This is a genomic window from Clostridium sp. FP1, from assembly GCF_011065975.2.
Classification (GTDB): domain Bacteria; phylum Bacillota; class Clostridia; order Clostridiales; family Clostridiaceae; genus Clostridium_AD; species Clostridium_AD tagluense.
Map to the genome: position 1 here is coordinate 570,734 of NZ_JAAMNJ020000001.1, position 24,351 is coordinate 595,084.

The following is a 24,351-nucleotide window of genomic DNA, read 5'->3' on the forward strand; positions in this document are numbered from 1 at the left end:
TTACAAAACCTAAAATGCAAGGTGTATATGAAATAGATTTATATTGTTGTATGACTGTAAAAATTTGAATAAATTTTAAAAAATATAAAATATCCTGTTAAGAAGAGGGTTCTTCTTGACAGGATATTTTACTAGTTGGAGTATTGGTTATGAAGCTTGCATAGAACACAACTTGGCATAGGAACCTTCTTTTTGCAGAAGTTCATCATGAGTACCCTGCTCGGCAATACCCGCTTCAGCTAGAACCACAATCTGATCTGCTGAGCGGATTGTGGATAACCTGTGGGCAATAACCAGTGTGGTACGCCCTTTGAACAAGTATTCTAGGGAATGCTGGATTTCTCTTTCTGTTTTAGTATCCAACGAAGAGGTTGCTTCGTCCAAAATCAGAATAGGCGCGTTTCGTAGCAAAGCTCGGGCAATAGAAATTCGCTGTTTTTGTCCTCCGGATAGGCGAACTCCACGTTCACCAATAAGGGTTTTATAGCCATCCTCCAATGTTTCTATAAATTCATGGGCATTGGCGGCCCTAGATGCTTCTATCACCTGTTTATGTGATGCATTTTTACAGCTGTAAGCGATATTCTCGTATACTGTGCCGTTGAATAGAAAGGTGTCTTGAAGTACCATGCTGACGTTATTGCGTAGACTTTTAAGGGATATGTCCCGAATATTGATTCCATCTACTCGTATTTCACCTTCAGTAGGGTCATAAAAGCGGTTGAGTAAGCTGGCAATTGTAGATTTTCCCACTCCGGTGGTGCCTACTAAAGCAACTGTTTGACCTGGCTTTATTTTTAGATTGATGCCAGAAAGTACTGTTAAATCTGGATTGTAATGAAATGTAAGATTGCAAAATTCTACCGCGCCCTTTACATTTTTTAATTCTTTGGGATTCGGATTTTCCTGTACACTAGAAACCTCGTCCATAACCTCAAATACACGCTCGCAGCCAGCAATAGCGTTATTTAGGTTCTCGTTAACGTTGGACAGGTTGGTTATGGGTTCATAAAACAGTGTAAGATACATAATAAATCCTACTATGTCGGCGATAGAAGCCTCCCCTATGGAGCTAAGATAGCCACCGTAAATAATAACGGCTACAGAACCTACTGAGCTAAGAAACACAATAGACGGGTGAAACAGTTCGCCCATTTTTGTGGCATTAAGGAAGGCATTGGTTTGGCGACGTGCAAGACTGCCAATTTTTTCTGTTTCATAATCCTGTTGATTGAATACCTGAATCTCTTTCATTCCTGAAAGATTATCATGGAGGGCACCGCTCAGTTCCCCCAGGGCCCTCTGGTTTAGGCGCCATTGTGGGCGGACATATTTGGAATATCCTACATTAGCAATCATCAAAAATGGAATGGCAATTAGGCTGATAAAGGCCAATTTAACATTAATGAGAAAAAGCATCACAGCCACACTTCCAAGGGTCAACACATTAACTATTAAATCAGGCACAGCATGGGCAATCAAAAGCTCAGTATTAACCACGTCGTTCATGATGCGACTAGCCAGTTGGCCTGTTTGCTTATCATTATAATATCCCATGGAAAGATGCTGCATTTTGTTATACAAAGCTGTACGTAAATCTGCAACATAGTGATACGCACCGTAGTGAGTGAAGTATCCCTTGGTAAAAGAACAAAACCACCTAAGAACGTAGGTTGCAAGCAGTATTAGTCCCATGCTAAGGGATTTAGAAGCGATTTCGGGATCGCCATTTATGGCAAGAGCAGTGAGCTCCCGAATTACCCAGGGAGAATAAAGCTGAAGTAGTGTAGAAATGATTACAGAAATCATTCCAATAAATATATAAATCCAATATTTTTTTGCACCTTTCAGAACTCTTAAGCAAATATTCAAATGATAACACCTCTTTTTTTATTTGAGTAAATTATAGGTAATGCATACCGGTCTTCCGGTACTAGGTTCATGAGCAATCTTGGCATCGATAGTGAATACTTCTTTTAGCACAGGGACCGTCATCACCTCTTTTGGTGTTCCATGCTTGATTATGTCGCCGCCGCGTATGGCAATCATATAATCGGAAAAGCGCGCTGCAAGGTTTAAATCATGTAGCACCATTACAATAGTACAGCCTTGATTTTTGTTTAGGGAATGGAGAAGTTCCAACACCTCCAACTGATGTGAAAGGTCAAGGTATGTTGTTGGTTCATCCAGAAGAATTAGGTCTGTTTGCTGTGCAAGGGCCATGGCTATCCATACTCTCTGGCGTTGACCTCCTGAAAGTGTATCCACCTCTCGGTGCTCAAGCTCCGTAAGCTTTGTTATATCAAGAGCCCATTTCACAATTCTATTATCCTCCGCAGTCAGCCTTCCAAAGCCTTTTTGATGGGGGAAACGTCCGTAGGCTACTAGTTCCTTCACAGTTAATCCACTGGGAGCCGTTGGTGTTTGGGGGAGCACAGCCATTGCTTGGGCAACCGCTTTTGTGGAGAGATTTCGAATATCCTCGCCGTTCAAATAAATCAGGCCATTTTTCGGTTTTAAGATACGGCCCACAGCCTTTAACACTGTAGACTTGCCGCATCCATTAGGACCAATAATAGAGGTAATCTGTCCATGGGGAATATTCATATTAAGCGCCTTTACAATCAATGTTTCGTCATAAGCTATATCTAAGTTATCTGTTACAATACTGTTCATATATATGCCTCCTAATTTGCTTTAGCCAGTAGGTAGAGAAAGTATGGAGTACTCAAAACGGTGATGATAATACCGGTTGGAATATTCGCGCCTAAACTTACCGTACGAGTGATAGTGTCCGCAACAAGTACAACTAGCGATCCAATTAGTGCAGAAGCAGGTATCAGTACTTTATGATTGGGGCCAATCAGTTTGCGCCCTAGGTGGGGGCTAATCATCCCAACAAAGAAGAAATTTCCACCTAGTGCCACGCTACCAGAGGACAGCGCCACCGCCGCTAGGGACAGCCCTAAAAACTCTTTTTTAACTCTAACGCCCAGACCTGTGGCCGTCTGATTTCCTAAATTCAAGGTATTAAGCATTCGAGACTTATAAAGTACATAAAAAAATAGCAGCAGTGTCCATGGAAGCAAAACTGCAATATATTTCCAATCAGTCCCCCACAAGTCCCCCGCCTGCCAGCGCTGCGCAAACTCGAACTGTGCTTTGTCAAGCTTAAGGGTTAGCATCAGTGATAGGGCACCGTAGCCGCTACTCATGGCAACGCCGGTGAGAATCAGACCTATTGAGGAGATATTCCTACCTTTATGATAAGATAATAGGAAAATTAGTGCAGCAGCGGTTATGCCTCCAACAAAGGACATCAAAGGTAGTGTGAATGCGGATGAATATCCCTTCATGGAAAATACAGCCACATAAATCAGCATAAATAGCCCAGATCCAGAGCTGATGCCAAGGGTGCCAGGGCTTGCCATATCATTTTTAAGAAGGCTCTGCATGATGCAGCCCGACACTCCCATACCGATGCCTACAAGTATAGAAAGCAGGATGCGAGGCATCCGGAACTGGAACACAATAAGGTTCTGCTGATCCGTACCCTTGCCTAAAATTACACTTAGTACCTCTACCGGCGATAGGTTCATCTTGCCGGAATTGATGCTGAAAATGGAGATAGCTAGCACAAGTACAACGAGAATCAATAGGGTAAGTAAGCCTTTTTGAAGGGTATACCTTTGCTTCTTCATTCAAATTGCCTCCTTTGTTTTCTGGAGAGATAAAGAAAGTACGGAACGCCTACAATAGCAAAGATAATACCCAGGGGTGTTTCGTAAGGGCGGTTAATCAGCCGTCCCAAAAAGTCTGCTACAACCAAAAACCCAGCTCCGTACAATGCTGATGCAGGAATGATATAGCGGTAGTCTACACCTACCATATACCGCACGATATGGGGGACTATAAGACCAACGAAGCCAACAGGGCCAACCGTAACTACCGAAAGTCCAGTAAGCACCAGTACAATAAGCGTGGAGATTGCCTTGACACGGGTTGTGTTAAGGCCAAGTCCTGCGGCAACTTCCTCTCCAAGGCTAAGTACGGTGACAGAGGGGGAAATAATAATTGCAGCCGCTGTACCAATAAAAAACAGAGGACTAATTGCTAGAAGTTCAATCCATTTCGCACTAGCTGTACCCCCTGCTGTCCAATAGGTTAATGCTTGTCCTATATTGTATTTTATTGCAATGGCAGAGCTAAAGGCCCCGAATAACATAGAGATAGACATACCTGCCAAAACAAGGCGTTGGGATGTCATGCCTCTTTTTCCCATAGATGCAATAAAATAAGTTAAACCGGTTGTTACTGCAGCACCAAGGCATGCAAAGAGCATAGTTTGAGCATAATTGCGTTCAGGTAAGAAAGCGAAGCATAGTGCCATTGCAAAGGCGGCTCCAGAGCTTATGCCCATAAGTCCAGAGTCCGCAAGTGGGTTTCGAGTAGTTCCCTGCATAATTGCACCTGTTACTGCCAGACTGGCTCCCACAATCATATCTGCCACCGTACGGGGAAATCGTAGGCTTTGTATAATACGGTGCTCTGTCAGACTAGAATCAAAACTGAAAATTGCGCCCCATGCCATTGACAAATCCATGTCGGCTGCGCCGAAGGAAATTGAAGCCGCAGTTGCCAGTAAAAGGAGTGCTACTCCTAATATCATATAGAGGGTGAAGTTGAGCTGTCCATTTTTTTTCGGCTCTATAGAGCTTATGTCTGTCATTGTTTATCCTTTCCAATTACCTTACTGCTGTGAGCTTTAAGCAAAGCATTTGTAATATAATTCACTTGGGCATTTGCTGAATAAATATCTGTGTAATAGCTCAAACCAAATTCCATTTCAATTAAGCGATTATTTTTGATTGCAGGAAGTGAGTTCCATATTTTATTTTTGGTTAAATCGTCCATGCCTTCATATACATTACGAATGATATAATCGCCACAATACTCAGGAAGAACTTCAAAGGAAATTTCTTCTGAGAAGGAATCCTTATCTATAATATTTTTTTGAACTTTTTCTGGTGCGTTTAGTGAAAGGGCATTGTATGCTACCATTCCCGCACCAAATTTTCCGCCCTTCACACCCATACTTTTTTGGTCGCCTTCTAATACTGAGATTGTTAGGTTGTTAAATCCAGCTTCTTGCAATTTCTTTTTTGATGCTTCAATATTTGCGTGATAATTCCCAATAACCTCCTTAGCTTCTTTTTCTTTATTTAATGCCTGTCCAATCAGTGTTACTCTTTCTTCTGTTGAGATATCCCCATAAGGAACATAAACCGTAGGTGCAATTTTAGAAAGCTTTTCAGACTGTTCTTTATTAATGGTGATAATCAAATCAGGCTTCAAAAGCATAACAGCTTCAAGATCCCAGTTTTTAAAGTGTCCTAAGTTTTTAATGTCTGCAGTTATATTATGATATGCCGCACCGATGTATACATCGGATATACCAACGGGTCTAATGCCAAGGGATATAACGTCTCCCATGAGATACTCTACAATAACCCTTTTGGGATTTGAAGGAACTTTTACATCTCCAAGTTTAGTTGATATGGTGCGGGTTGCAGAAATATTTTTCGACGAGTTTTCCACAGTCAAAGGCTTAGTATCAGGCGATTTGGAAGTACTTGCGGTGCTGCAGCCTACTAGTCCAGATGCCAGAATTACTCCTGCGCATAATAGGGAAATCAATTTGTTTTTCATTTTATATATTCCTCCTTTTAGATAAAAACAAGTTTTTCAAGGCTAGTGGGCATCATAAGGACGATTTCATAAAGCCTAGAGGGTAAATGTTAGGCTGTTCTAACTATTAGCAATTGTATCAATCACTTTTTAGTCTGTCAACAGGACAGCTTGTAACTAAGTAGAACTTAGAAGACGATGGCAATTGACTTAAACGCAGTATGCAACAGTATTTTTTAACTGTTTTTCTATTTATAATTTATTCATTTTGGAGCAGGATTGTACCGTTTTGGGATATTTTTCATGCTTGTCCCATATTTGTGGAAATGTTATAATACACTATAATTAGCAGTTTGTAATACAAAGTATCATAAAGTGTTGTGTTTACTTTGTGAGGAAAGAGGGGTGTCAATATGACTACGAATGAATATCAATTGGGTTTTGGAGCTATGGCAGCCAACTTTGGTTTGGAGAAACGGCCTTACGGTAATGGCATCAAATACAACTTCCCACCCAGTTGGGAAAACGGTTGGATTATGGAAATGCATGCAGCCAAAGGGCTGTTTGTAAGCAGCGCTTGGTTCACTCCAACTAAGACGCTGTCATATACAATGGAGATAGAAAAGCCTTGTATGTTGATATTCTGCGTGGATTGCGGGGATATTACATTTACCCAGAGGGGGAAGTCAGCAAAACACTTGACTCCAATAAATCATGTGATTGTTAATCCTAAAAAGCCACTAAAAATAACCTTCCCCGCAAATGTTCACACTTGCTATACCTGTGTTCTGGTTTTTGAAGAGTTTATTCAAAAATTCCTTGAGTATAGACCACTTGACCCACCTTTTTCAATGGATAATCTAGGTTGTTTACAGGAAACTCATTACAATACCCCAAATATCACCCTTGTTCTTGAGCAAATACGGTGGGGTGTACGAAGCGGTGATATGCCCCTAATGAATTTCGAATGTAAGATGGGTGAGTTATTGTCGTTGATTGTGTGCAATACACAGCGCGAAAGGCCGTGGAGTGATAACCGTCGCAATCATGTGACATGGGAGGATGAACAAAAAACATACGGGGTGAAGGTAAACATAGACCGGGACATATTGAACCCTCCCTCTATGATTGCTATGTGCCGACTTGCAGAGATGAGTGAGACAAAGCTGCGACGCTCCTTCAAGCAACTTTATCATATGACAATCTTCGACTATATTCGCACAGAAACAATGAAGCGGGCAATGATGTTTCTAGGCGCTGATGAACTAAGCATCAAAAACATCGCAGAAAAGTGTGGTTATGAAAGCCCATCGAAATTTACAGCGGCATTTAAGAAAATACATGGCATAACACCCAGACAATTCCGAAAGGGTTTCGGATTGTGATGAAATAAAAACTATAAAAATTTATAGCGCAGTAGATAAATTGCGTTTATTATTTATTGGATAAATGATTAAAAGGGGATGAGCCAATGGAAATTAAACAATTTAAAATAATATCTTCTCAGCAGAAGAAGGAACTATATAATTTCATTAAAAGCACAGATTTAACTTATAATAAAACCTATATAGAAATGACTAAAATATATGAAAGTGATACTTTTAATGAGGGAGACACTGTTTTTATACTATTTGATAGGGGGCAGATCAAAGGAAGCATAGCTGTAATAACTAAGGAAATCAGTATTAAAGGAGAAGCATTTATTACAGATATTTGTGTTGAAAGAGAAAATGCAGAAAAAAATTTATGCTTTTTAATGGAGAGAATAGGTAAATGTTGTAATGCATGCACTGCCAAAAATATAAAAATTGGTATTCGTAAAAATGAAGTACATCTCATCCCATATATTCGTAAATTGGAATTTACTCATATTTATGATGCAGTAGTAATGAAATATAAAAAAGATGAAAATATGGTTTTAAAAGTAAATAATAATATGGACCTTAGGCCTCTTTGTATATTAAATTCACATGAATATATGAATATTCATAATGAAACCTTTAGAAATAGTCCTAATGGAGGAACTATTGATGACCTGGATGTAAAGGATTATATAGTTCAATATGCTAATAATGAGGATTTGATTGGAATATGTTTTGAGCAAAATAATCCATGTGGTATATATGAGCTTTCTATAGATGGGAATACAGGATGGGTTGATACTCTAGGAATTGCGCCTATTTACCAAAAAAGAGGGTTGGGAAGTGCATTAATAGTAAAATGCATTAAAAAGCTATGTGAGAAAAATTTAGATGAAATTAAACTTTTAGTAATTACATCTAATGATATTGCAGTGAACATGTACAAACGGATGGGATTTGAAGAGGAAAGTGTATTTTCTTATTGGTTCGAAAAAAAATATTAATTTTTTTGAAGAAAAGTATTGTATTTGAATTATTAACAGATTATAATTCAATTGAGAACAATAAATTAAAATTTAATAAATTCACATAAATAGAGGTGCAAAAAAAGAGGTAGTTTTTGAATGCTAAGGATATGGACATCCAATATCAAAAACGAAGGATTTATTTGCCGAAAGAGTATTTTGGTTCTTCAAGATATTCTTGGGGATAGAGAGTAGTATTTCTATCACTGCCATAAAGATTTTTATGGAGAGCTATTTATGTAATGAAAAGTAATTTTTCATTGCATTAATAGGTTGAGTACTTCTGTTAATTAAGGCACTGAAAATTCAGCGCCTTTTTTTTATTTTTAAAATAAAAGCAGCATAAGTATTGCAATCCTGACAACTACAATAAAAGAGGAGGAAATTAAAATGAAATCGTTAATCAGATTGAGAATGAGTGCGCATGATGCACATTATGGTGGAAATTTAGTGGACGGGGCAAGAATGCTTCAATTATTTGGTGATGTAGCTACAGAACTTTTGATTTTAAATGATGGTGATGAAGGATTATTCAAAGCATATGATGCTGTAGAATTTTTAGCACCAGTGTATGCAGGAGACTTTATCGAAGCTGTTGGAGAAATAGTGAAGGTAGGAAATTCATCAAGAAAAATGATTTTTGAAGCAAGAAAAGTTATAGTACCAAGACCGGATATAAATGATTCAGCTTGTGATGTATTAGAAGAGCCAATAGTAGTTTGTAGGGCCAGTGGAACTTGCGTTGTTCTAAAAGATAAGCAAAGAAAATAACGCTGAATGTAAACTTTTTCATTTAGTAATTGATATTTAAAGAGGGGGTTACAACGTGGGAAAATTAATTATTACTGCAGCTATATGCGGAGCAGAAGTTACAAAAGAACATAATCCAAACGTACCATATACGGTTGAGGAAATAGCAGTAGAAGCTGAAAAAGCATATAGTGCAGGGGCTAGCATTATTCATCTACACGTAAGGAAAGACGACGGGACACCTACTCAAGATAGGGAGAGATTTAAAGCCTGTATGGAAGCTATTAAGGAAAGATGCCCAGACGTTATTGTTCAACCTTCTACAGGCGGAGCAGTTGGTATGAGTAACGCAGAAAGATTACAACCTGTTGATCTAAAACCCGAAATGGCAACTTTAGATGCGGGAACCTGTAATTTTGGTGGAGATGACGTTTTCGTAAACACCGAAAACACTATTAAAGAATTTGGCCAAAAGATGATGGAACTTTCCGTAAAGCCAGAAATAGAAGTTTTTGATAAGGGCATGATAGACATGGCTATAAGACTTCAAAAGAAAGGCTTTATAAAAACTCCAATGCATTTCAATTTTGTTATGGGTGTAAATGGAGGAATTTCTGCAACGCCAAGAGATTTGGTATTTATGGCAGGAAGCATTCCAGCGGGAAGTACATACACTGTATCAGGTATAGGTAGAAGCGAATTTCAAATGGCAGCCATGGCTATTATTATGGGTGGACATGTAAGAGTTGGATTTGAAGATAATGTATATATTGAAAAAGGCATACCAGCTAAATCAAATGCAGAATTAGTAGAAAGAGTAGTTCGACTTGCAAAAGAGCTGGGCAGAGAAATTGCTAGTCCAAAGGAAGCAAGAGAAATATTAGGTTTACAGGGGGAGAAATAATGAATAAAGTTGTATCTTTAGAAAGAGTCAGACCGTTACTTAAAGATGGAATGTCAATAATGATAGGTGGGTTTTTAGCCTGTGGAACACCTGAAAAGATGATAGACTTATTAATAGAAACAAAGGTTAAAGACTTAACTATAATAGCAAATGATACAAGTTTTATAGATAGAGGTATAGGTAAACTTATAGTAAATGGTCAAGTGAAAAGGGTTGTAGCTTCTCATATAGGAACAAATGCTGAAACAGGAAGACTTATGACAGAAGGAAAAATGGAAGTAGAACTTGTACCACAAGGAACATTAATTGAAAGAATAAGAGCAGCGGGAGCTGGTCTCGGTGGAGTGCTTACGCCTACAGGAGTTGGTACTATGGTGGAAGAAGGAAAACAAAAACTTACCATTGAGGGAAAAGAATATTTATTAGAACTTCCAATTAAAGCAGACCTAGCACTTGTTTATGCGAGTGTTGTAGATGAAATTGGAAATGCAGTTTATTATGGGACAACAAGAAACTTTAATCCACTAATAGCTACTGCAGCGGAAATTGTGATAGTAGAAGCAGAAAAAATTGTGAAAGTTGGAATGCTTGATCCAAACAATATTATTACTCCAAGTGTATTGGTTGATTATATTATAGGGGAGGAGAGCTAATATGATTACAGATAGTAAACTTGCAAAACAAATTATTGCAAAAAGAATTGGTATAGAATTAAAAGATGGACAACTTGTTAATTTAGGCATAGGGCTTCCAACATTAGTTACAAACTATATTCCTGAAGGTGTTCATGTTACTTTCCAATCAGAAAATGGTATGGTTGGCATGGGAGCTATTCCGCCAAAGGGAGAAGAAAACAAGGATATAACTAATGCAGGTGGTCAATTTACTACAATACTACCTGGTGGAGCATACTTTGATAGTGCTATGTCTTTCACTTTAATAAGAGGTGGACACGTTGATATGACTGTTCTTGGAGCACTGGAAGTAGATCAAGAAGGGAATTTAGCTAATTGGATTGTACCAGGCAAAATGGTCCCAGGTATGGGTGGAGCAATGGATTTAGTAGTAGGAGCTAAAAAGGTTATTATTGCAATGCAACATACAGCTAAAGGAACTCCTAAAATATTAAAGAAATGCACCTTACCACTAACCGCAAAAGCGCAAGTTAACCTTATAGTTACAGAACTTGGAGTAATGGAAGTTACGGATAAAGGGCTTGTACTTATTGAAATTCATAAAGATACAACAGTTGAAGAAGTTAAATCATTTACTGGGGCAGAACTAATAATATCAGAAAATCTAAAAACAATGGATGTATAAGAGGAGGAACTCATGATGAATAAAGGATGTAAATATGGAACTCACAGGTCAATTGAACCAAAAGGTGTACTACCACAACCGGCAACTAAAATATCAAATGATATGAATATATTCGATAATGAAATTTTAATTGATGTTCAAGCCTTAAATATAGACTCAGCTAGTTTTACTCAAATAGAGGAAGAAGCGGGACATGACATTGAAAAAATAAAAGCTAAAATCATTGAAATCGTAACGCTTAGTGGAAAAATGCAAAATCCTGTAACAGGGTCAGGTGGAATGCTTATTGGAACAGTTGAAAAAATAGGCCAAGCTTTAAAAGGCAAAACAGATCTTAAAGTTGGAGACAGAATCTCCACATTAGTTTCATTATCATTAACACCTTTAAAAATAGATGAAATTATAGATATTAAACCAGATATTGATAGAGTTGTAATAAAAGGAAAAGCTATTTTGTTTGAAAGCGGACTATATGCAAAACTTCCAAAAGATATGGATGAAAATTTAGCCTTAGCAGCATTAGACGTTGCAGGAGCACCAGCTCAAGTTGCTAAACTTGTTAAACCAGGTCAATCAGTTCTACTCCTAGGTGCAGCAGGAAAATCAGGAATGCTTTGTAGCTATGAAGCAGTTAAAAGAGTAGGGCCAACAGGCAATGTTATAGGTCTTGTAAGAAACGAAGAAGAAGCAGCAAGACTTGCAAGATTAGGCCTTAAAATGCAAATAGTTATAGGAGATGCTAGAAACGCTCTTGATGTAATGAACACTACTCTAGCACATAATAATGGATGCGAAGTTGATGTAGCAATAAACATGGTTAACGTTCCGAATACTGAAATGTCAACAATTCTGCCAGTAAAAGATGACGGAATAGTTTACTTCTTCTCAATGGCTACAAGCTTTACAAAAGCAGCACTTGGAGCTGAAGGTGTAGGTAAAGACGTTACTATGATCGTAGGAAATGGATACACTAAAGGACATGCAGAAATAACTCTTGAAGAGTTAAGGGAAAATGAAATATTAAGAAGTGTATTCGAAGAATTATACGTTTAATTTTGTTTTAGAGAATAAAATATAAAGCTATATTGTATTCTGTCTAAGATGTATTAATATATCAGCTACACATCATGTAAATAAAAATTATTATACGATGGAGGTACTAATATGAAAGTTAATAGAAGATTTGAATTATTTAAAGATGTAACAGATGAACAGTGGAATGATTGGAAATGGCAGGTTAAAAATAGAATTGAAACTGTGGATGAGCTAAAAAAATATATACCTCTAACAGCAGATGAAGAGGAGGGTGCAAGAAAATGTACTCAAACATTAAGAATGGCAATAACTCCTTACTATCTATCGTTAATAGATCCTAGTGACCCACATGATCCAATAAGAAAGCAAGCTATACCAACAGGGCTTGAGTTACATCAAGCAGATGCTGATTTATTGGACCCACTACATGAAGATGCAGATTCTCCAGTGCCAGGACTAACTCATAGATACCCAGACAGAGCATTAATATTAATAACTGATATGTGTTCAATGTATTGCAGACATTGTACAAGAAGAAGATTTGCAGGACAAAGTGACAGTGCTATGCCAATGGAAAGAATAGATAAGGCTATAGAGTACATCAGAAATACGGTGCAAGTTAGAGATGTATTATTATCAGGTGGAGATGCGTTACTTGTTTCAGATGATAAATTAGAATATATAATCAAAAAATTAAGAGAAATCCCACACGTTGAAATAATAAGATTAGGTTCAAGAGTGCCAGTAGTTCTTCCACAAAGAATTACGCCAGAACTTGTAGATATGTTAAGTAAATATCATCCAATTTGGCTTAATACTCATTTTAATCATCCAAATGAAATTACAGAAGACTCAAAACTTGCCTGTGCTAGAATGGCAAATGCAGGAATACCTTTAGGGAACCAAACAGTTCTTTTAAGAGGGGTTAATGATTGTACACATGTAATGATGGATTTAGTTCATGATCTTGTTAAAATTAGAGTTAGACCATACTATATCTATCAATGTGACCTTTCTATGGGACTTGAGCACTTTAGAACACCAGTAGCTAAAGGAATAGAAATTATTGAAGCACTAAGAGGGCATACTTCAGGATTCTGTATACCAACATTTGTTGTTGATGCACCAGGTGGCGGTGGAAAAATTCCAGTAATGCCAAGCTATCTTATATCTCAAAGCCCTGAAAAAGTAGTACTTAGAAATTTTGAAGGTGTTATAACTTCTTATCAGCAACCAACTAGCTATACATCAGACTGCCATTGTGACGTATGCGAAGGTAAGAAAAAGGTTCACAAGGTGGGGGTAGCGGGTTTATTAAATCATGAGGGAATGGCAATGGAACCAGTTGGACTTGAAAGAAATTTAAGAGCGCATCACGAGTAAAATGAAACTTAATCAAGAAATGCTCAGTATTTTCCAAATGGTTCAGAAATATGAGAGCATTTCTATAATAGGAATGAATAAAAATGTAGGAAAAACAACAACCTTAAATCATATATTAAAAGAGGCCAGGGCGAGAGTATCCCTCGGCCTTACCTCTATAGGAAGAGACGGAGAAGATCAAGATATAGTAACTGCAACAGAAAAACCTAAAATTTATGTAGAGTGCGGAACTTTAATTGCTACTGCGAAGCAATGTTTATTAAATAGTGATATAACTCGAGAGATTTTAAAAACTACCGGTTTTAATACTCCCATGGGAGAAATAGTTATATGCAGAGCACTAAGTGACGGATATGTAGATCTAGGCGGTCCATCTGTAAATTCTTATATGACTTTAATATGTGAGGATCTTAAAAAGTTTGGAAGTAAGCTTACAATTGTGGATGGGTCTCTTAGTAGAAAAACTTTTGCGTCTCCAGCAATTACAAATGCTACAATTTTATCAACTGGAGCAGCACTTTCAAAAAGTATGGCTGCGGTTATAGAAGAAACTAGTCATGCTGTTAAATTATTATCCACAGAAAATGAAGTAGATGATGAAATATTAAAGCTGGCCAGTGAAGTTTTGTGCAAAGGAAGAATAGGTATTATTAGTGGCGACAATAATATGAAAATTCTAGATACACTTACAGCGCTGGGATCTTCTAAGGAAATTGCTGAGGCAATGGACGAAACTACTTCTTATGTAGTTATTAAGGGTGTAGTTTCAGACAACCTTTTAGAAGATATTATGAGCACCACAAAAATGTATAGAGGAGTAACTTTCCTAGTTGAAGATGGAACAAAGCTGTTTTTAACTAGGGATACCTTTTATAAATTTAAAGTTCAAGGTGGAATCATAAAAACAATAAATCCAATTAATATAGTATGTGTTACATCTAATCCAAAATCACCTTATGGGTACGAATTTGATAAGTATAAGTTTTTAGATGGACTTAGGAATAATTTAAATGTACCTGTATTTGATGTAATTGGAGGGGAGTAAAATGAAATTTTTAGATAAGCAGCAGAGAGAACAAATTGGGTTTTCTTTTGTTATGGATAAACTAGGAATAACTACCACATATGGACTTGAGGAAAGAAAAAATATTAAGCCATTTAAAGCTTCAGAAATAAATGAATTAACTCATGAATTAAATAGCTTAGAAAATACAATTAAGTCCATGAGATTATATACTCAAGAGTATAATCAAATTGGAAGAATTTTTTGCAAGCTTAAAGATATTAGAAATTCTATTAAAAGATGTAGTGAATCCGAAATATTAGACGAAGTTGAATTATATGAATTAAAATATTTTTCAATATTAGTATCAGAATTAAAAAATATCTTGGATAAGTTACATCTTGATATAGAAGAAGTTCATCTGAACTCTTTAGAAGAAATTATTTCTCTCCTTGACCCACAAGGCAGTGGAATACCGACTTTTTATGTTTATGATGAGTACTCTAAAACTTTAAAGCTTATTCGGGAAAAGAAAAGACAAAAGGAAAAAGAGATTTTCATTGCAGAAACTCAGGAAAAAGTTAGTGAGCTAAAGCGGCTAAGGTTAGATTTAGTTATAGAAGAAGAAGATGAAGAGTTAAGGATTAGAAAAGAATTAACATTGCAAATCTCTCAAAAAGCTGATAGCTTAAAGCAGAATATGAAAGCTATAGGTAAATTAGACTTTTTAATTGCTAAAGCAAGATTATCCATAGACTATAATGGTATAAGACCAGAAATTTGTGATGATATGAAAATTCATCTTACTGAGGCATTTAACCCTGAAGTTAAAGAAATATTAGAAAAAGGTAAAAAACGATTTACCCCAGTTAGTATAGAGTTAAGTTTCGGTACAACTATTATAACTGGAGCTAATATGGGTGGGAAAAGTGTTACTCTAAAGACTATTGTTCTAAATTTACTACTAGGTCAAATGGGTTTTTTTGTATTTGCAGAAAGTGCACAATTTCCAATCTTAGGATTTATTCATTTTGTTTCAGATGATATGCAGTCTATCTCCAAAGGTTTAAGCACATTTGGAGCAGAAATAATAAAACTAAAAGAAGTGGTAGAGTGTGCAAAAAGAGAGAATGGATTTATAGCTTTAGATGAGTTTGCAAGAGGTACTAATCCGAAAGAGGGGTATTACCTTGTGAAATCTCTTTCTAAATACTTGACTAAATTTAAGTCAATAAGCTTAATTTCAACTCATTATGACGGAGTAGTAGAGGATAATATGGATCACTATCAAGTAACGGGCCTTAAAAATGTAGACTTTAATGACTTGAAATACAAGATAGATTTGAATAAAACTCACTCTGTTGAAATAATACAAGAGCATATGGAGTATAAGCTAGAGAAGGTTTCAAAAGAAAATAAAGTGCCAAAAGATGCACTTAACATAGCCGTATTATTAGGACTTGAAAAGGAAATAGTAGATATAGCAAAAACATTTTACAATGAGGAGGAATAATATGGAAAGCAAGTTGAATTTAAATTGGGCTGTAGTTGATAAAGCTAGACAATCAGCTAAAAATATAGCAAGAGACACTCAAGAATTTATTGATATACATACTACAGTAACAGTAGAAAGAACTGTTTGTAGACTTTTAGGCATTGATGGGGTAGATGAAGCTACCGTACCTATTCCCAATATCGTAGTAGACAACATTAAAAATGGCAATGGATTAGGACTTGGTGCTGCAATGTTTATTGGAAATGCTATGATTGAAACTGGCCTTTCAACACAAGAAATTTCAGAAAAAGTAGCAAAAGGTGAAATAGACTTAACTAAACTTCCTATGCATGATGCATTCGAAATCAAAATGGCTGTAGATAAAGTTGCTAAAGAAATGGTTGCTAAAATCAGTGAAAATAGAGGTAAGAGAGAATCATACCTTGAGAAGTTCGGTGATAAAAGTGGTCCATATCTTTATGTAATAGTTGCTACAGGTAATATATATGAGGATATAATTCAAGCAAGAGCAGCTGCAAAGCAAGGCGCAGATGTAATAGCGGTTATAAGAACTACAGGACAAAGCTTACTTGACTTTGTTCCATACGGAGCTACAACAGAAGGCTTCGGAGGAACAGTTGCAACCCAAGAAAACTTCAGACTTATGAGAGCAGCTCTTGATGAAGTTGGAGAAGAGGTTGGAAGATACATAAGACTTTGTAACTATTGTTCTGGATTATGTATGCCTGAAATAGCTGCTATGGGAGCTATAGAAAGATTGGACGTTATGCTCAATGATGCTCTATACGGAATTCTTTTCAGAGACATCAATATGCAAAGAACTATAGTTGATCAATATTTCTCAAGAATAATCAATGGATTTGCTGGAGTTATAATAAACACTGGAGAAGATAACTACTTAACTACAGCAGATGCGGTAGAAGAAGCTCATACTGTACTTGCATCTCAATTTATAAATGAACAATTTGCATTAGTTGCTGGACTTCCAGAAGAGCAAATGGGACTTGGTCATGCTTTTGAAATAAGCCCAGATGTTGAAAATGGATTTTTATTTGAACTTGCACAAGCACAAATGGCAAGAGAAATCTTCCCTAAAGCTCCACTCAAATATATGCCTCCGACTAAGTTTAAGACTGGAGATATATTTAAAGGACAAGTGCAAGATGCATTATTCAACATGGTTACTATTATGACAGGACAAAAATTACATCTTCTTGGAATGCTTACAGAAGCAATACACACTCCATTTATGGCAGATAGAGCGATATCAATAGACAATGCTCAGTATATATTTAGAACTATGAAGGATTTAGGATCAGAAATAACCTTCAAAAAAGGTGGCATGATGGAAACAAGAGTTGATGAGGTATTAAATAAAGCAACAGATTTAATTTGCGAAATTGAAAAAGAAGGGTTATTCAGAACCCTTGAGCAAGGAAAATTTGCAGGAATTAAAAGACCTTTAACAGGCGGAAAAGGCCTTGCAGGAGTTGTTCAAAAAGAAAAAGCTTATTTCAACCCATTTATAGATTTAATGTTAGGAGGGAAAAAGTAATGAGCGAAGGACAATATTCATTAGAAGTTAAAGAGTATGATAAAAGTTTAGATTTAACAAAGCTTAAACCTTATGGAGATACAATGAATGATGGTAAGGTTCAAGTGAGCTTTACACTTCCAGTAGAGGATAATGAAAGAGGAGTAGAAGCGGCACTAAAGCTTGCTAGATCTATGGGATTTAAAGATCCAATCTGTGCTCATCATGGTTCTTTAGATAAAGAATTTGCTTTCTATGTGATTTACGGTTCATTAACACATACTGTAAACTATGAAGAAATTCATGTTCAAACTGTAGAGTGTGAAGTAATGGATATGAAAGAAGTTGGAGAGTATATAAAAGAAAACATTAAACGTGAAGTTATAATAATTGGAGCTAGCACAGGTACAGATGCTCATACAGTTGGTATAGATGCTGTAATGAACATGAAGGGTTTTGCAGGACACTATGGTCTTGAGAGATACCCTATGATAGAAGCTTTGAACTTAGGAAGCCAAGTTGAGAATGAAGAATTTATTAAAAAAGCTATAGAACTTAAAGCAGATGTTCTTCTAGTTTCTCAAACTGTAACTCAAAAGGATGTACACATTCAAAACCTTACTAACCTAGTAGAATTATTAGAAGCAGAAGGAATCAGAGATAAGGTTATATTAATTTGTGGAGGTCCAAGAATAACACATGAGCTTGCTAAAGAGCTTGGATACGATGCAGGCTTCGGACCAGGAAAATTTGCTGGGGACATAGCAAGTTTCGCAATTACAGAAATGGTTGAGAGGGGACTCGTTTAAAAAACAAACTTAGATAGAAAGCTAAAATGTACCCCATATAGTAGACTAAAAAAAGTCTACTATATGGGGTATCTTTTGTATTAAACTCAATTAAATCTGTAACATTTTTCATTAAATTTCATAAAATAGTACTATAACAAATTTTAGGAGGGGGAATTTGCAAATCCTAAAGATAGGCTTAAGAGGAACCGAGGTAATGGAAATACAAGCACTACTTAATAAACTAGGTTATAGTGTGGACGGAATAGATGGAATTTATGGACCTAAAACTGCGGCAGCAGTATCGATGTTCCAAACATATTTTGGGCTATCACCTACTGGAGTAGTAAATGATGACACTTATAAACTCATGAATAGATTTTTAATGGGTTATGATACCTACAGAATTAGACCCGGGGATACACTATATCTTATAGCAAGGAGGTATTACACTACACCTCTAAGTATAATTACTGCTAATCCTCAAATAAATCCTAATAATTTGAAAGTTGGAAGTGAGATTATAGTTCCTTATTCATTGGAGGTGGTTTATACAAATATTGATTACACTTATGATATTATGAAAAAAGATTTAGAAGGACTAAAGGCTAGGTACCCATTTATTGAAGTTGCCAGTGCAGGCAAGAGTGAGCTAGGAAAAGAACTTTATTATGTAAAACTGGGGAATGGACCTAATAAAGTTCTTTATAATGGGTCTCATCATGCTATTGAATGGATAACTACTGTACTTTTAATGAAGTTTATTGAGAATTTTTCTAAAGCCTATGCTACAGGACAAAATTTAGAGGGTTACAATGTCCAGGATATATGGAATAAGAACAGTATATATGTGATGCCTATGGTGAATCCAGATGGTGTTGACTTAGTGCTTAATGGGCTAGATAGGAGTAATCCATACTACAATGATTTAATTAAGTGGAATAATGGAAGTACGGATTTTTCTAAAACTTGGAGCGCAAATATAAGGGGGGTAGACCTTAATCATAATTATGATGCTCTATGGTTAGAGTCAAAGGAGGCAGAAAAAAGCTATGGGGTATATGGACCAGGGCCTACAAGATATTCAGGTACGTCGCCAGAATCAGAATCGGAGTCTAAAGCTCTAGCGGATTTTACAAGAAAAAATAATTTTAGATTAGTAATAGCCTATCACAGTCAAGGGGAAGTGATATACTGGGATTTTCAAAATTTGGCTAGTCCGGAAGCTAGAAAAATAGGAGAGATATTTTCAAAATTAAGTGGTTATGAACTCGCAGAAACCTATGGAATTACAAGTTTTGCAGGATATAAGGATTGGTTTATAGATAAATATAGAAAACCTGGTTATACCATTGAGGTTGGACTAGGAGAAAATCCTCTTCCAATAAGTCAATTTAATAAAATTTATAAGGATAACATCAAAGTATTATTAGAAGGAGCATTGGTTTAATCCTTTATAAACACTAAAGGAGTATGAAATTTAATTAAGCGTTTTTTCTTATATTAGGCTATAAGGTCAAGTATATATTGCTAAAATGCTTTCACTTCGCCAAGTAATTCTAAAATTTATTTTATTTGCATCTGCTAAAAAAAGCAAACTCGCTGTCGCTCAAACATGCTTTTTTCTTTACGTAGTTGCAAAAAAATAAATTTTGAATTACTAAGGCTTGTTCAAATGCATTCTGCGCAATATATACTTTTGTTAGCATAATCTAAGAAAAAATACCAATACCTATTATTTTTCATAGTAAAAGACCTTAAGGTTTACTAAATAAACTAAGGGTCTGTAACTTATTATATATTTCTGAACTTTTGTATTCTGTCTGCAGTCTTTTTGATGCTTGTTAAAATAGTAATATATGGGAAGTGTGAAATTTATCCGTAGTGCATTGCAATAAGAAGCGAAGAAACATTGAAATTCCATTTAAAAATTCTTCTTTTGCGATATAAAATTTCCGTAAGCCTGTCAGGACGACAGGCTAGCGAACCTGAGCCAGGATGGCGAATGTGAGCGATAGGAAATTTTATATCGCAAAAGATTAGAATTTTAAATGGAATTTCCAGTTTCGAGCCCGTTTGCAAGGCACGCAGGATAAATTTCATACTTTTTTTATAGTATCTTTAATGGCACTATTTTTATTCTGCGTCATCTAAAAAGTCTTCCCAAGCTGCATAAAGATCTTGAAGTTCCTTTTTAACATTTGAAAGTTGATTATTTACGTCAGAACTTCGAGTAGGGTTTGAATAAACCTCTTCAAGGCAAAGATCGTTATTCAATTTTTCCGATTCTTGTTCCAATGAAGAAATTTTATCTTCGAGGTCTTTTAGGTCCGTTTTCTTTTGTTTTTCTAACTTTGATTCTTCTCTTTTCTTCTTTTTATCAAAATTAATTTGAGTTTTTGACATCCCGGCCTGGGCTTCTTCCACTTGGAACCTAAGAGGGTTTTTCTTTTTTTCTATATAATAATTATAATTACCTAAATACTCTTTGAGGCCATCTTGATTTAATTCAAGTATTTTAGTAATTACCTTGTTTAAGAAATATCTATCATGGGATATTACAATAACGGTGCCGTCATATCCTAGGATTGATTCTTCTAAGGCTTCACGGGACATAATATCCAAGTGATTTGTTGGTTCATCTAATAGTAAGAAATTGGATTTAGATAGCATGATTTTAAGAAGATTTATCCTGCATCTTTCTCCACCACTTAACGCGGATATATTTTTAAATACATCTTCTCCTATGAATAAAAATGCAGCTAATGCACTGCGCACTTCTGTGGTAGTAAGTTTAGGGAATTCATCCCAAACCTCATCTATTATAGTTTTTCTATCATTCAAATTTGATTGTTCTTGGTCATAATATCCTACAAAAATATTTTTTCCTAATATTTTTATGCCTGTATCACTGGCCATTTTATCCATAATAATTTTAAAAAGAGTGGTTTTCCCACGACCATTTTCACCGATAAGAGCAATCTTATCTGATCTTTTCATATCTAAATTTAAATTCTGGAACAAAAGATTATCTCCAAATGATTTTGATAAATTCTCTATATGAAGAACGTCATTTCCACTTTTAATTTCTGTTTCGAAATTCATCCTAGTTTCTTTAGGATCTCTATCAGGTAGATCGATCTTTTCCATTTTGTTTAAAGATTTTTGTCTGCTATCTGCAGCCCTTACACTTTTTTCTCTATTAAAGGACCTATACTTAGTTATAATATCCTCTTGTCTTTTTATTTCTGATTGCTGCAAATTGTAGGCTTTTAACTGAATTTCATAATTTTTCTTCTTTAAGTCAATAAAAGTTGTATAGTTCCCATTATAACAATCTACATGACCGTTAAGCAGTTCAAAGGTTTTATTAGAAATAGCATCTAAAAAGAATCTATCATGGGATATTATAAACATAGTCCCTTTATAGGATTTCAAATAATCTTCTAACCATTCTATAGCATCTAAGTCTAGGTGGTTAGTAGGTTCATCCAGTAAAAGTACATCTGGATTTTTAAGTAATAACTTGCATAGTGCAACTCTAGTTTTTTGACCACCGCTTAATATGTTAATTGGCTTATTGTAATCTTCTTCCATAAAGCCAAGTCCTTTAAGAACCCTACTAATTTCTCCTTTATAGGTGTATCCTCCGCGATTATTGTAAAGGTCATAGGTTAATGTATACTCTTTTATTATTCTGTTAGTGTATTCTTCTTTTGAAGCATCATAAGGTTCATTCATTTTTGATTCTAAATCTTTAAGGTTTTTTTCTAAGGCTAATAGATTATCGAATACTAAAAGTGTTTCTTCGTATATAGTATTATTGGAATTTAATCTTAGATCCTGAGATAGATAACCAATTCTTTTGTTTTTATCTATAAATAGCTCACCATTATCAGAATCCAATTGATTTGTAAGTATTTTGAAAAGTGTAGATTTACCAGCTCCATTAGCACCAATAAAACCGACTTTTTCACCTTCATTTATACTAAAAGTTATTTTGTCTAAAATAACATCTATACCATAACTTTTGTGAATATCTTTGCAACTTAGAACTATTATTATGTTCACCTTCCTACTCTGTAGTATTAAAATATTATTACAATAATAAAATGCAATGCTATTTGAAGTAATTAATGTAGTTGAATTGCTAAAAATATGAGACTCTACTAATTATAAATAACAATTAAAGTTCATTCATATAATATTGTACTATTTATATTGAAACTTTTGTAGTGAAAAACAAATATATGTGGGATTAATTTTAAAAAATAGTGTAGAAAGGAAGTAAAATGGGGAAAATACAATAAGAACTATTAAATTTGTAATAAAAAGTAGTGTTAACTTATAATAGTGTGGTAAAATAAATAATATGAAATTTATGATGTTGGTGGAGGGATGTAAACTGTGGAAAGAAAAAAGAATATATCAATGGCAGTTATTAAAAGATTGCCTAAATACCATAGATACTTAAGAGAACTTTTAAAAAATGATGTAGATAGAATATCCTCAAAAGAATTAGGGGAGAAAATTGGGTTTACAGCATCTCAAATTAGACAAGATTTGAATTGCTTCGGAGATTTTGGACAACAAGGGTACGGGTATAATGTAAAAGAATTATTAAATGAAATCAGCGGAATACTAGGATTGTCAAAAGAATATAAGATGATAATAGTAGGTGCAGGCAATATTGGGCAAGCTATTGCAAATTACACTAATTTTGAAAAGCTGGCATTTAACTTAGCGGGTATTTTTGATATTAATCCAAAGCTTATAGGACTGAAAATTAGAGATGTTGAAGTAATAGATATAGATGGGTTAGTGGGATTTTTAAAAGAAACACCCATAGACATTGGTGTAATCTGTGTGTCCAAAAACAATGCTCAAACAGTGGCTGATATGATGGTAACAAATGGGGTTAAGGGTATATGGAATTTCGCACCTGTAGATTTAGATGTACCAGAAGAAATAATAGTGGAGAATGTCCATTTAAGTGAAAGTCTTTTAACCCTCAGTTGTTTAATGAATGACAGGACATATCCATAAAATAGTGGTGGAACACTTAGCATAATTAAAAGTTGGAAAACACTGTTTTTAAATAAAAAGGTGTTTTTTTTGTTGAAATAAGTGCAGAAAAGAGATATAATGTAATTGGAGTAAAGTACTTCAATTATTTTTTTTCAATCTTAATTGTTATATTATTAACAAATTGTTAATAATATATTAATTCGTAAGGAGTGGATTGTTGTGGAATACAAAAATGTTGTTCTTCAAAAAGAAGACAAAGTTGCAGTTATTACAATTAGTAGACCCAAAGCTCTAAATGCATTAAATACAGAAACGTTAAAAGAGCTAGAACTCGCAATTGATGAAATTGCTAGTGATGACCAAATCTACGCAGTAATTATAACAGGCGGGGGAAAAGCTTTTGTTGCAGGCGCTGATATCTCAGAAATGAAAGATCTCGATGCAATGGGTGGTAGAAGATTTGGAAATTTAGGAAACAAAGTATTTAGAAAACTAGAGACTTTAGAAAAACCTATAATAGCAGCAGTAAACGGTTTTGCGCTAGGTGGAGGTTGTGAGCTTTCTATGGCTTGCGATATTAGAATAGCTTCATCAAAAGCAAAATTTGGACAACCAGAGGCAGGTCTTGGAATAACACCTGGATTTGGAGGTACCCAAAGACTCGCTAGACTTGTAGGTACAGGTATGGCTAAACAATTATTATTTACTGCAGAAATTATTAATGCAGAAGAAGCCTTAAGAATAGGGCTTGTTAATAAGGTAGTAGAACCTGAAAATTTAATTGAAGAAGCAAAACTATTAGCTAAAAAAATTGTTAACAACGCACCTATAGCTGTTAAGTTGTGTAAAACAGCAATCAATAGGGGTATGCAAATGGATATAGATACAGCTTTGATTTATGAAGCTGAAATTTTTGGCGCGTGCTTTGCCACAGAAGATCAAAAAAGTGGAATGACAGCATTTCTTGAAAAATCAGAAAAATGCTTTAAAAATAAATAAATAAATATAAAATTTAA

The 24,351-nt window shown here is 35.3% G+C and carries 21 protein-coding genes and 1 riboswitch; of the genes, 15 read left to right on the forward strand and 6 right to left on the reverse strand.

Annotated features, from left to right (window positions below; all coding sequences use genetic code 11):
• Positions 1-147: 147 nt before the first annotated feature.
• The 5 genes from G9F70_RS02980 to G9F70_RS03000 are packed head-to-tail and all read right to left on the reverse strand — an operon-like array spanning position 148 to position 5,709.
• Entirely contained in the window at positions 148-1,872 is a 1,725-nt protein-coding gene (locus G9F70_RS02980; RefSeq protein WP_164945174.1) for an ABC transporter ATP-binding protein, read from the reverse strand.
• Between the two features lie 18 nt (positions 1,873-1,890).
• Positions 1,891-2,676 (reverse strand): ABC transporter ATP-binding protein, encoded by a 786-nt coding sequence (locus G9F70_RS02985; RefSeq protein ID WP_164945175.1) that lies wholly within the window; start codon positions 2,674-2,676, stop codon positions 1,891-1,893.
• An 11-nt stretch (positions 2,677-2,687) separates the two neighbouring features.
• Positions 2,688-3,701, reverse strand: a complete 1,014-nt coding sequence (locus G9F70_RS02990) for a FecCD family ABC transporter permease (protein ID WP_164945176.1) — start codon at positions 3,699-3,701, stop codon at positions 2,688-2,690.
• Entirely contained in the window at positions 3,698-4,729 is a 1,032-nt protein-coding gene (locus G9F70_RS02995) for a FecCD family ABC transporter permease (protein WP_164945177.1), read from the reverse strand. The genes G9F70_RS02990 and G9F70_RS02995 overlap by 4 nt, the downstream gene beginning before the upstream one ends.
• Positions 4,726-5,709: an ABC transporter substrate-binding protein gene (locus G9F70_RS03000; RefSeq protein WP_164945178.1), complete on the reverse strand. Its 984-nt coding sequence runs from the start codon at positions 5,707-5,709 to the stop codon at positions 4,726-4,728. The genes G9F70_RS02995 and G9F70_RS03000 overlap by 4 nt, the downstream gene beginning before the upstream one ends.
• Positions 5,710-6,101: 392 nt before the next feature.
• Between G9F70_RS03000 and G9F70_RS03005 the strand changes: the two genes are divergently transcribed.
• From G9F70_RS03005 to G9F70_RS03065, 13 genes are all read left to right on the forward strand, one after another.
• On the forward strand, positions 6,102-7,073 hold the full coding sequence (locus G9F70_RS03005; protein ID WP_164945179.1) for a helix-turn-helix domain-containing protein: 972 nt from the start codon (positions 6,102-6,104) through the stop codon (positions 7,071-7,073).
• A gap of 86 nt (positions 7,074-7,159) precedes the next feature.
• Positions 7,160-8,053, forward strand: coding sequence for a GNAT family N-acetyltransferase (locus tag G9F70_RS03010; protein WP_164945180.1), 894 nt, complete (start codon positions 7,160-7,162; stop codon positions 8,051-8,053).
• An 82-nt stretch (positions 8,054-8,135) separates the two neighbouring features.
• A riboswitch (Lysine riboswitch) is annotated at positions 8,136-8,316 on the forward strand.
• Between the two features lie 148 nt (positions 8,317-8,464).
• Complete coding sequence (locus G9F70_RS03015) at positions 8,465-8,845, forward strand: hotdog domain-containing protein (RefSeq protein WP_124997282.1); 381 nt, start codon at positions 8,465-8,467, stop codon at positions 8,843-8,845.
• 55 nt (positions 8,846-8,900) lie between these two features.
• Entirely contained in the window at positions 8,901-9,728 is an 828-nt protein-coding gene (locus G9F70_RS03020) for a 3-keto-5-aminohexanoate cleavage protein (protein WP_124997284.1), read from the forward strand.
• Positions 9,728-10,381: an acetate CoA-transferase subunit alpha gene (gene atoD, locus G9F70_RS03025; RefSeq protein WP_164945181.1), complete on the forward strand. Its 654-nt coding sequence runs from the start codon at positions 9,728-9,730 to the stop codon at positions 10,379-10,381. Before G9F70_RS03020 ends, atoD begins: the two co-directional genes overlap by 1 nt.
• Before the next feature lies 1 nt (position 10,382).
• Positions 10,383-11,048: a 3-oxoacid CoA-transferase subunit B gene (locus tag G9F70_RS03030; protein WP_164945182.1), complete on the forward strand. Its 666-nt coding sequence runs from the start codon at positions 10,383-10,385 to the stop codon at positions 11,046-11,048.
• 15 nt (positions 11,049-11,063) lie between these two features.
• Positions 11,064-12,101, forward strand: a complete 1,038-nt coding sequence (locus G9F70_RS03035; RefSeq protein WP_164945183.1) for a zinc-binding alcohol dehydrogenase family protein — start codon at positions 11,064-11,066, stop codon at positions 12,099-12,101.
• A gap of 111 nt (positions 12,102-12,212) precedes the next feature.
• Complete coding sequence (gene ablA / locus G9F70_RS03040) at positions 12,213-13,466, forward strand: lysine 2,3-aminomutase (RefSeq protein ID WP_164945184.1); 1,254 nt, start codon at positions 12,213-12,215, stop codon at positions 13,464-13,466.
• A gap of 1 nt (position 13,467) precedes the next feature.
• Positions 13,468-14,511 carry a hypothetical protein gene (locus G9F70_RS03045; protein WP_224617390.1) on the forward strand — a complete coding sequence of 348 codons (1,044 nt, stop codon included), beginning with the start codon at positions 13,468-13,470 and terminating at the stop codon, positions 14,509-14,511.
• 1 nt (position 14,512) lies between these two features.
• On the forward strand, positions 14,513-15,982 hold the full coding sequence (locus tag G9F70_RS03050; RefSeq protein WP_164945185.1) for a MutS-related protein: 1,470 nt from the start codon (positions 14,513-14,515) through the stop codon (positions 15,980-15,982).
• A 1-nt stretch (position 15,983) separates the two neighbouring features.
• A complete protein-coding gene (locus tag G9F70_RS03055; RefSeq protein ID WP_164945186.1) occupies positions 15,984-17,540 on the forward strand; it encodes a lysine 5,6-aminomutase subunit alpha in 1,557 nt (518 codons plus the stop codon).
• Complete coding sequence (locus tag G9F70_RS03060; RefSeq protein WP_164945187.1) at positions 17,540-18,328, forward strand: OAM dimerization domain-containing protein; 789 nt, start codon at positions 17,540-17,542, stop codon at positions 18,326-18,328. Before G9F70_RS03055 ends, G9F70_RS03060 begins: the two co-directional genes overlap by 1 nt.
• A 157-nt stretch (positions 18,329-18,485) precedes the next feature.
• The gene (locus tag G9F70_RS03065) at positions 18,486-19,757 is read left to right on the forward strand and encodes a M14 family metallopeptidase (RefSeq protein WP_164945188.1); all 1,272 of its coding nucleotides are present in this window, start codon (positions 18,486-18,488) and stop codon (positions 19,755-19,757) included.
• 686 nt (positions 19,758-20,443) lie between these two features.
• On the opposite strand, the gene abc-f is transcribed toward G9F70_RS03065, so the two are convergent.
• The gene (gene abc-f, locus G9F70_RS03070) at positions 20,444-22,369 is read right to left on the reverse strand and encodes a ribosomal protection-like ABC-F family protein (protein WP_164945267.1); all 1,926 of its coding nucleotides are present in this window, start codon (positions 22,367-22,369) and stop codon (positions 20,444-20,446) included.
• Between the two features lie 345 nt (positions 22,370-22,714).
• Between abc-f and G9F70_RS03075 the strand changes: the two genes are divergently transcribed.
• Both G9F70_RS03075 and G9F70_RS03080 read left to right on the forward strand, forming a co-directional pair.
• Positions 22,715-23,353 (forward strand): redox-sensing transcriptional repressor Rex, encoded by a 639-nt coding sequence (locus tag G9F70_RS03075; protein WP_164945189.1) that lies wholly within the window; start codon positions 22,715-22,717, stop codon positions 23,351-23,353.
• 201 nt (positions 23,354-23,554) lie between these two features.
• Positions 23,555-24,334, forward strand: a complete 780-nt coding sequence (locus tag G9F70_RS03080; protein WP_164945190.1) for a short-chain-enoyl-CoA hydratase — start codon at positions 23,555-23,557, stop codon at positions 24,332-24,334.
• The last annotated feature ends 17 nt before the right edge of the window (positions 24,335-24,351 follow it).

What these genes read in the sequence shown, in the direction of transcription:
- G9F70_RS03005 (WP_164945179.1), top strand. Translation starts at nt 6,102, where the DNA reads ATGACTACGAATGAATATCAATTGGGTTTTGGAGCTATGGCAGCCAAC.
- G9F70_RS03000 (WP_164945178.1), bottom strand. Translation starts at nt 5,709, where the DNA reads ATGAAAAACAAATTGATTTCCCTATTATGCGCAGGAGTAATTCTGGCA.
- G9F70_RS03015 (WP_124997282.1), top strand. Translation starts at nt 8,465, where the DNA reads ATGAAATCGTTAATCAGATTGAGAATGAGTGCGCATGATGCACATTAT.
- G9F70_RS03035 (WP_164945183.1), top strand. Translation starts at nt 11,064, where the DNA reads ATGAATAAAGGATGTAAATATGGAACTCACAGGTCAATTGAACCAAAA.
- G9F70_RS03030 (WP_164945182.1), top strand. Translation starts at nt 10,383, where the DNA reads ATGATTACAGATAGTAAACTTGCAAAACAAATTATTGCAAAAAGAATT.
- G9F70_RS03060 (WP_164945187.1), top strand. Translation starts at nt 17,540, where the DNA reads ATGAGCGAAGGACAATATTCATTAGAAGTTAAAGAGTATGATAAAAGT.
- G9F70_RS03045 (WP_224617390.1), top strand. Translation starts at nt 13,468, where the DNA reads ATGAAACTTAATCAAGAAATGCTCAGTATTTTCCAAATGGTTCAGAAA.
- G9F70_RS03055 (WP_164945186.1), top strand. Translation starts at nt 15,984, where the DNA reads ATGGAAAGCAAGTTGAATTTAAATTGGGCTGTAGTTGATAAAGCTAGA.
- G9F70_RS02990 (WP_164945176.1), bottom strand. Translation starts at nt 3,701, where the DNA reads ATGAAGAAGCAAAGGTATACCCTTCAAAAAGGCTTACTTACCCTATTG.
- ablA (WP_164945184.1), top strand. Translation starts at nt 12,213, where the DNA reads ATGAAAGTTAATAGAAGATTTGAATTATTTAAAGATGTAACAGATGAA.
- G9F70_RS03050 (WP_164945185.1), top strand. Translation starts at nt 14,513, where the DNA reads ATGAAATTTTTAGATAAGCAGCAGAGAGAACAAATTGGGTTTTCTTTT.
- G9F70_RS02985 (WP_164945175.1), bottom strand. Translation starts at nt 2,676, where the DNA reads ATGAACAGTATTGTAACAGATAACTTAGATATAGCTTATGACGAAACA.
- G9F70_RS02995 (WP_164945177.1), bottom strand. Translation starts at nt 4,729, where the DNA reads ATGACAGACATAAGCTCTATAGAGCCGAAAAAAAATGGACAGCTCAAC.
- G9F70_RS03010 (WP_164945180.1), top strand. Translation starts at nt 7,160, where the DNA reads ATGGAAATTAAACAATTTAAAATAATATCTTCTCAGCAGAAGAAGGAA.
- atoD (WP_164945181.1), top strand. Translation starts at nt 9,728, where the DNA reads ATGAATAAAGTTGTATCTTTAGAAAGAGTCAGACCGTTACTTAAAGAT.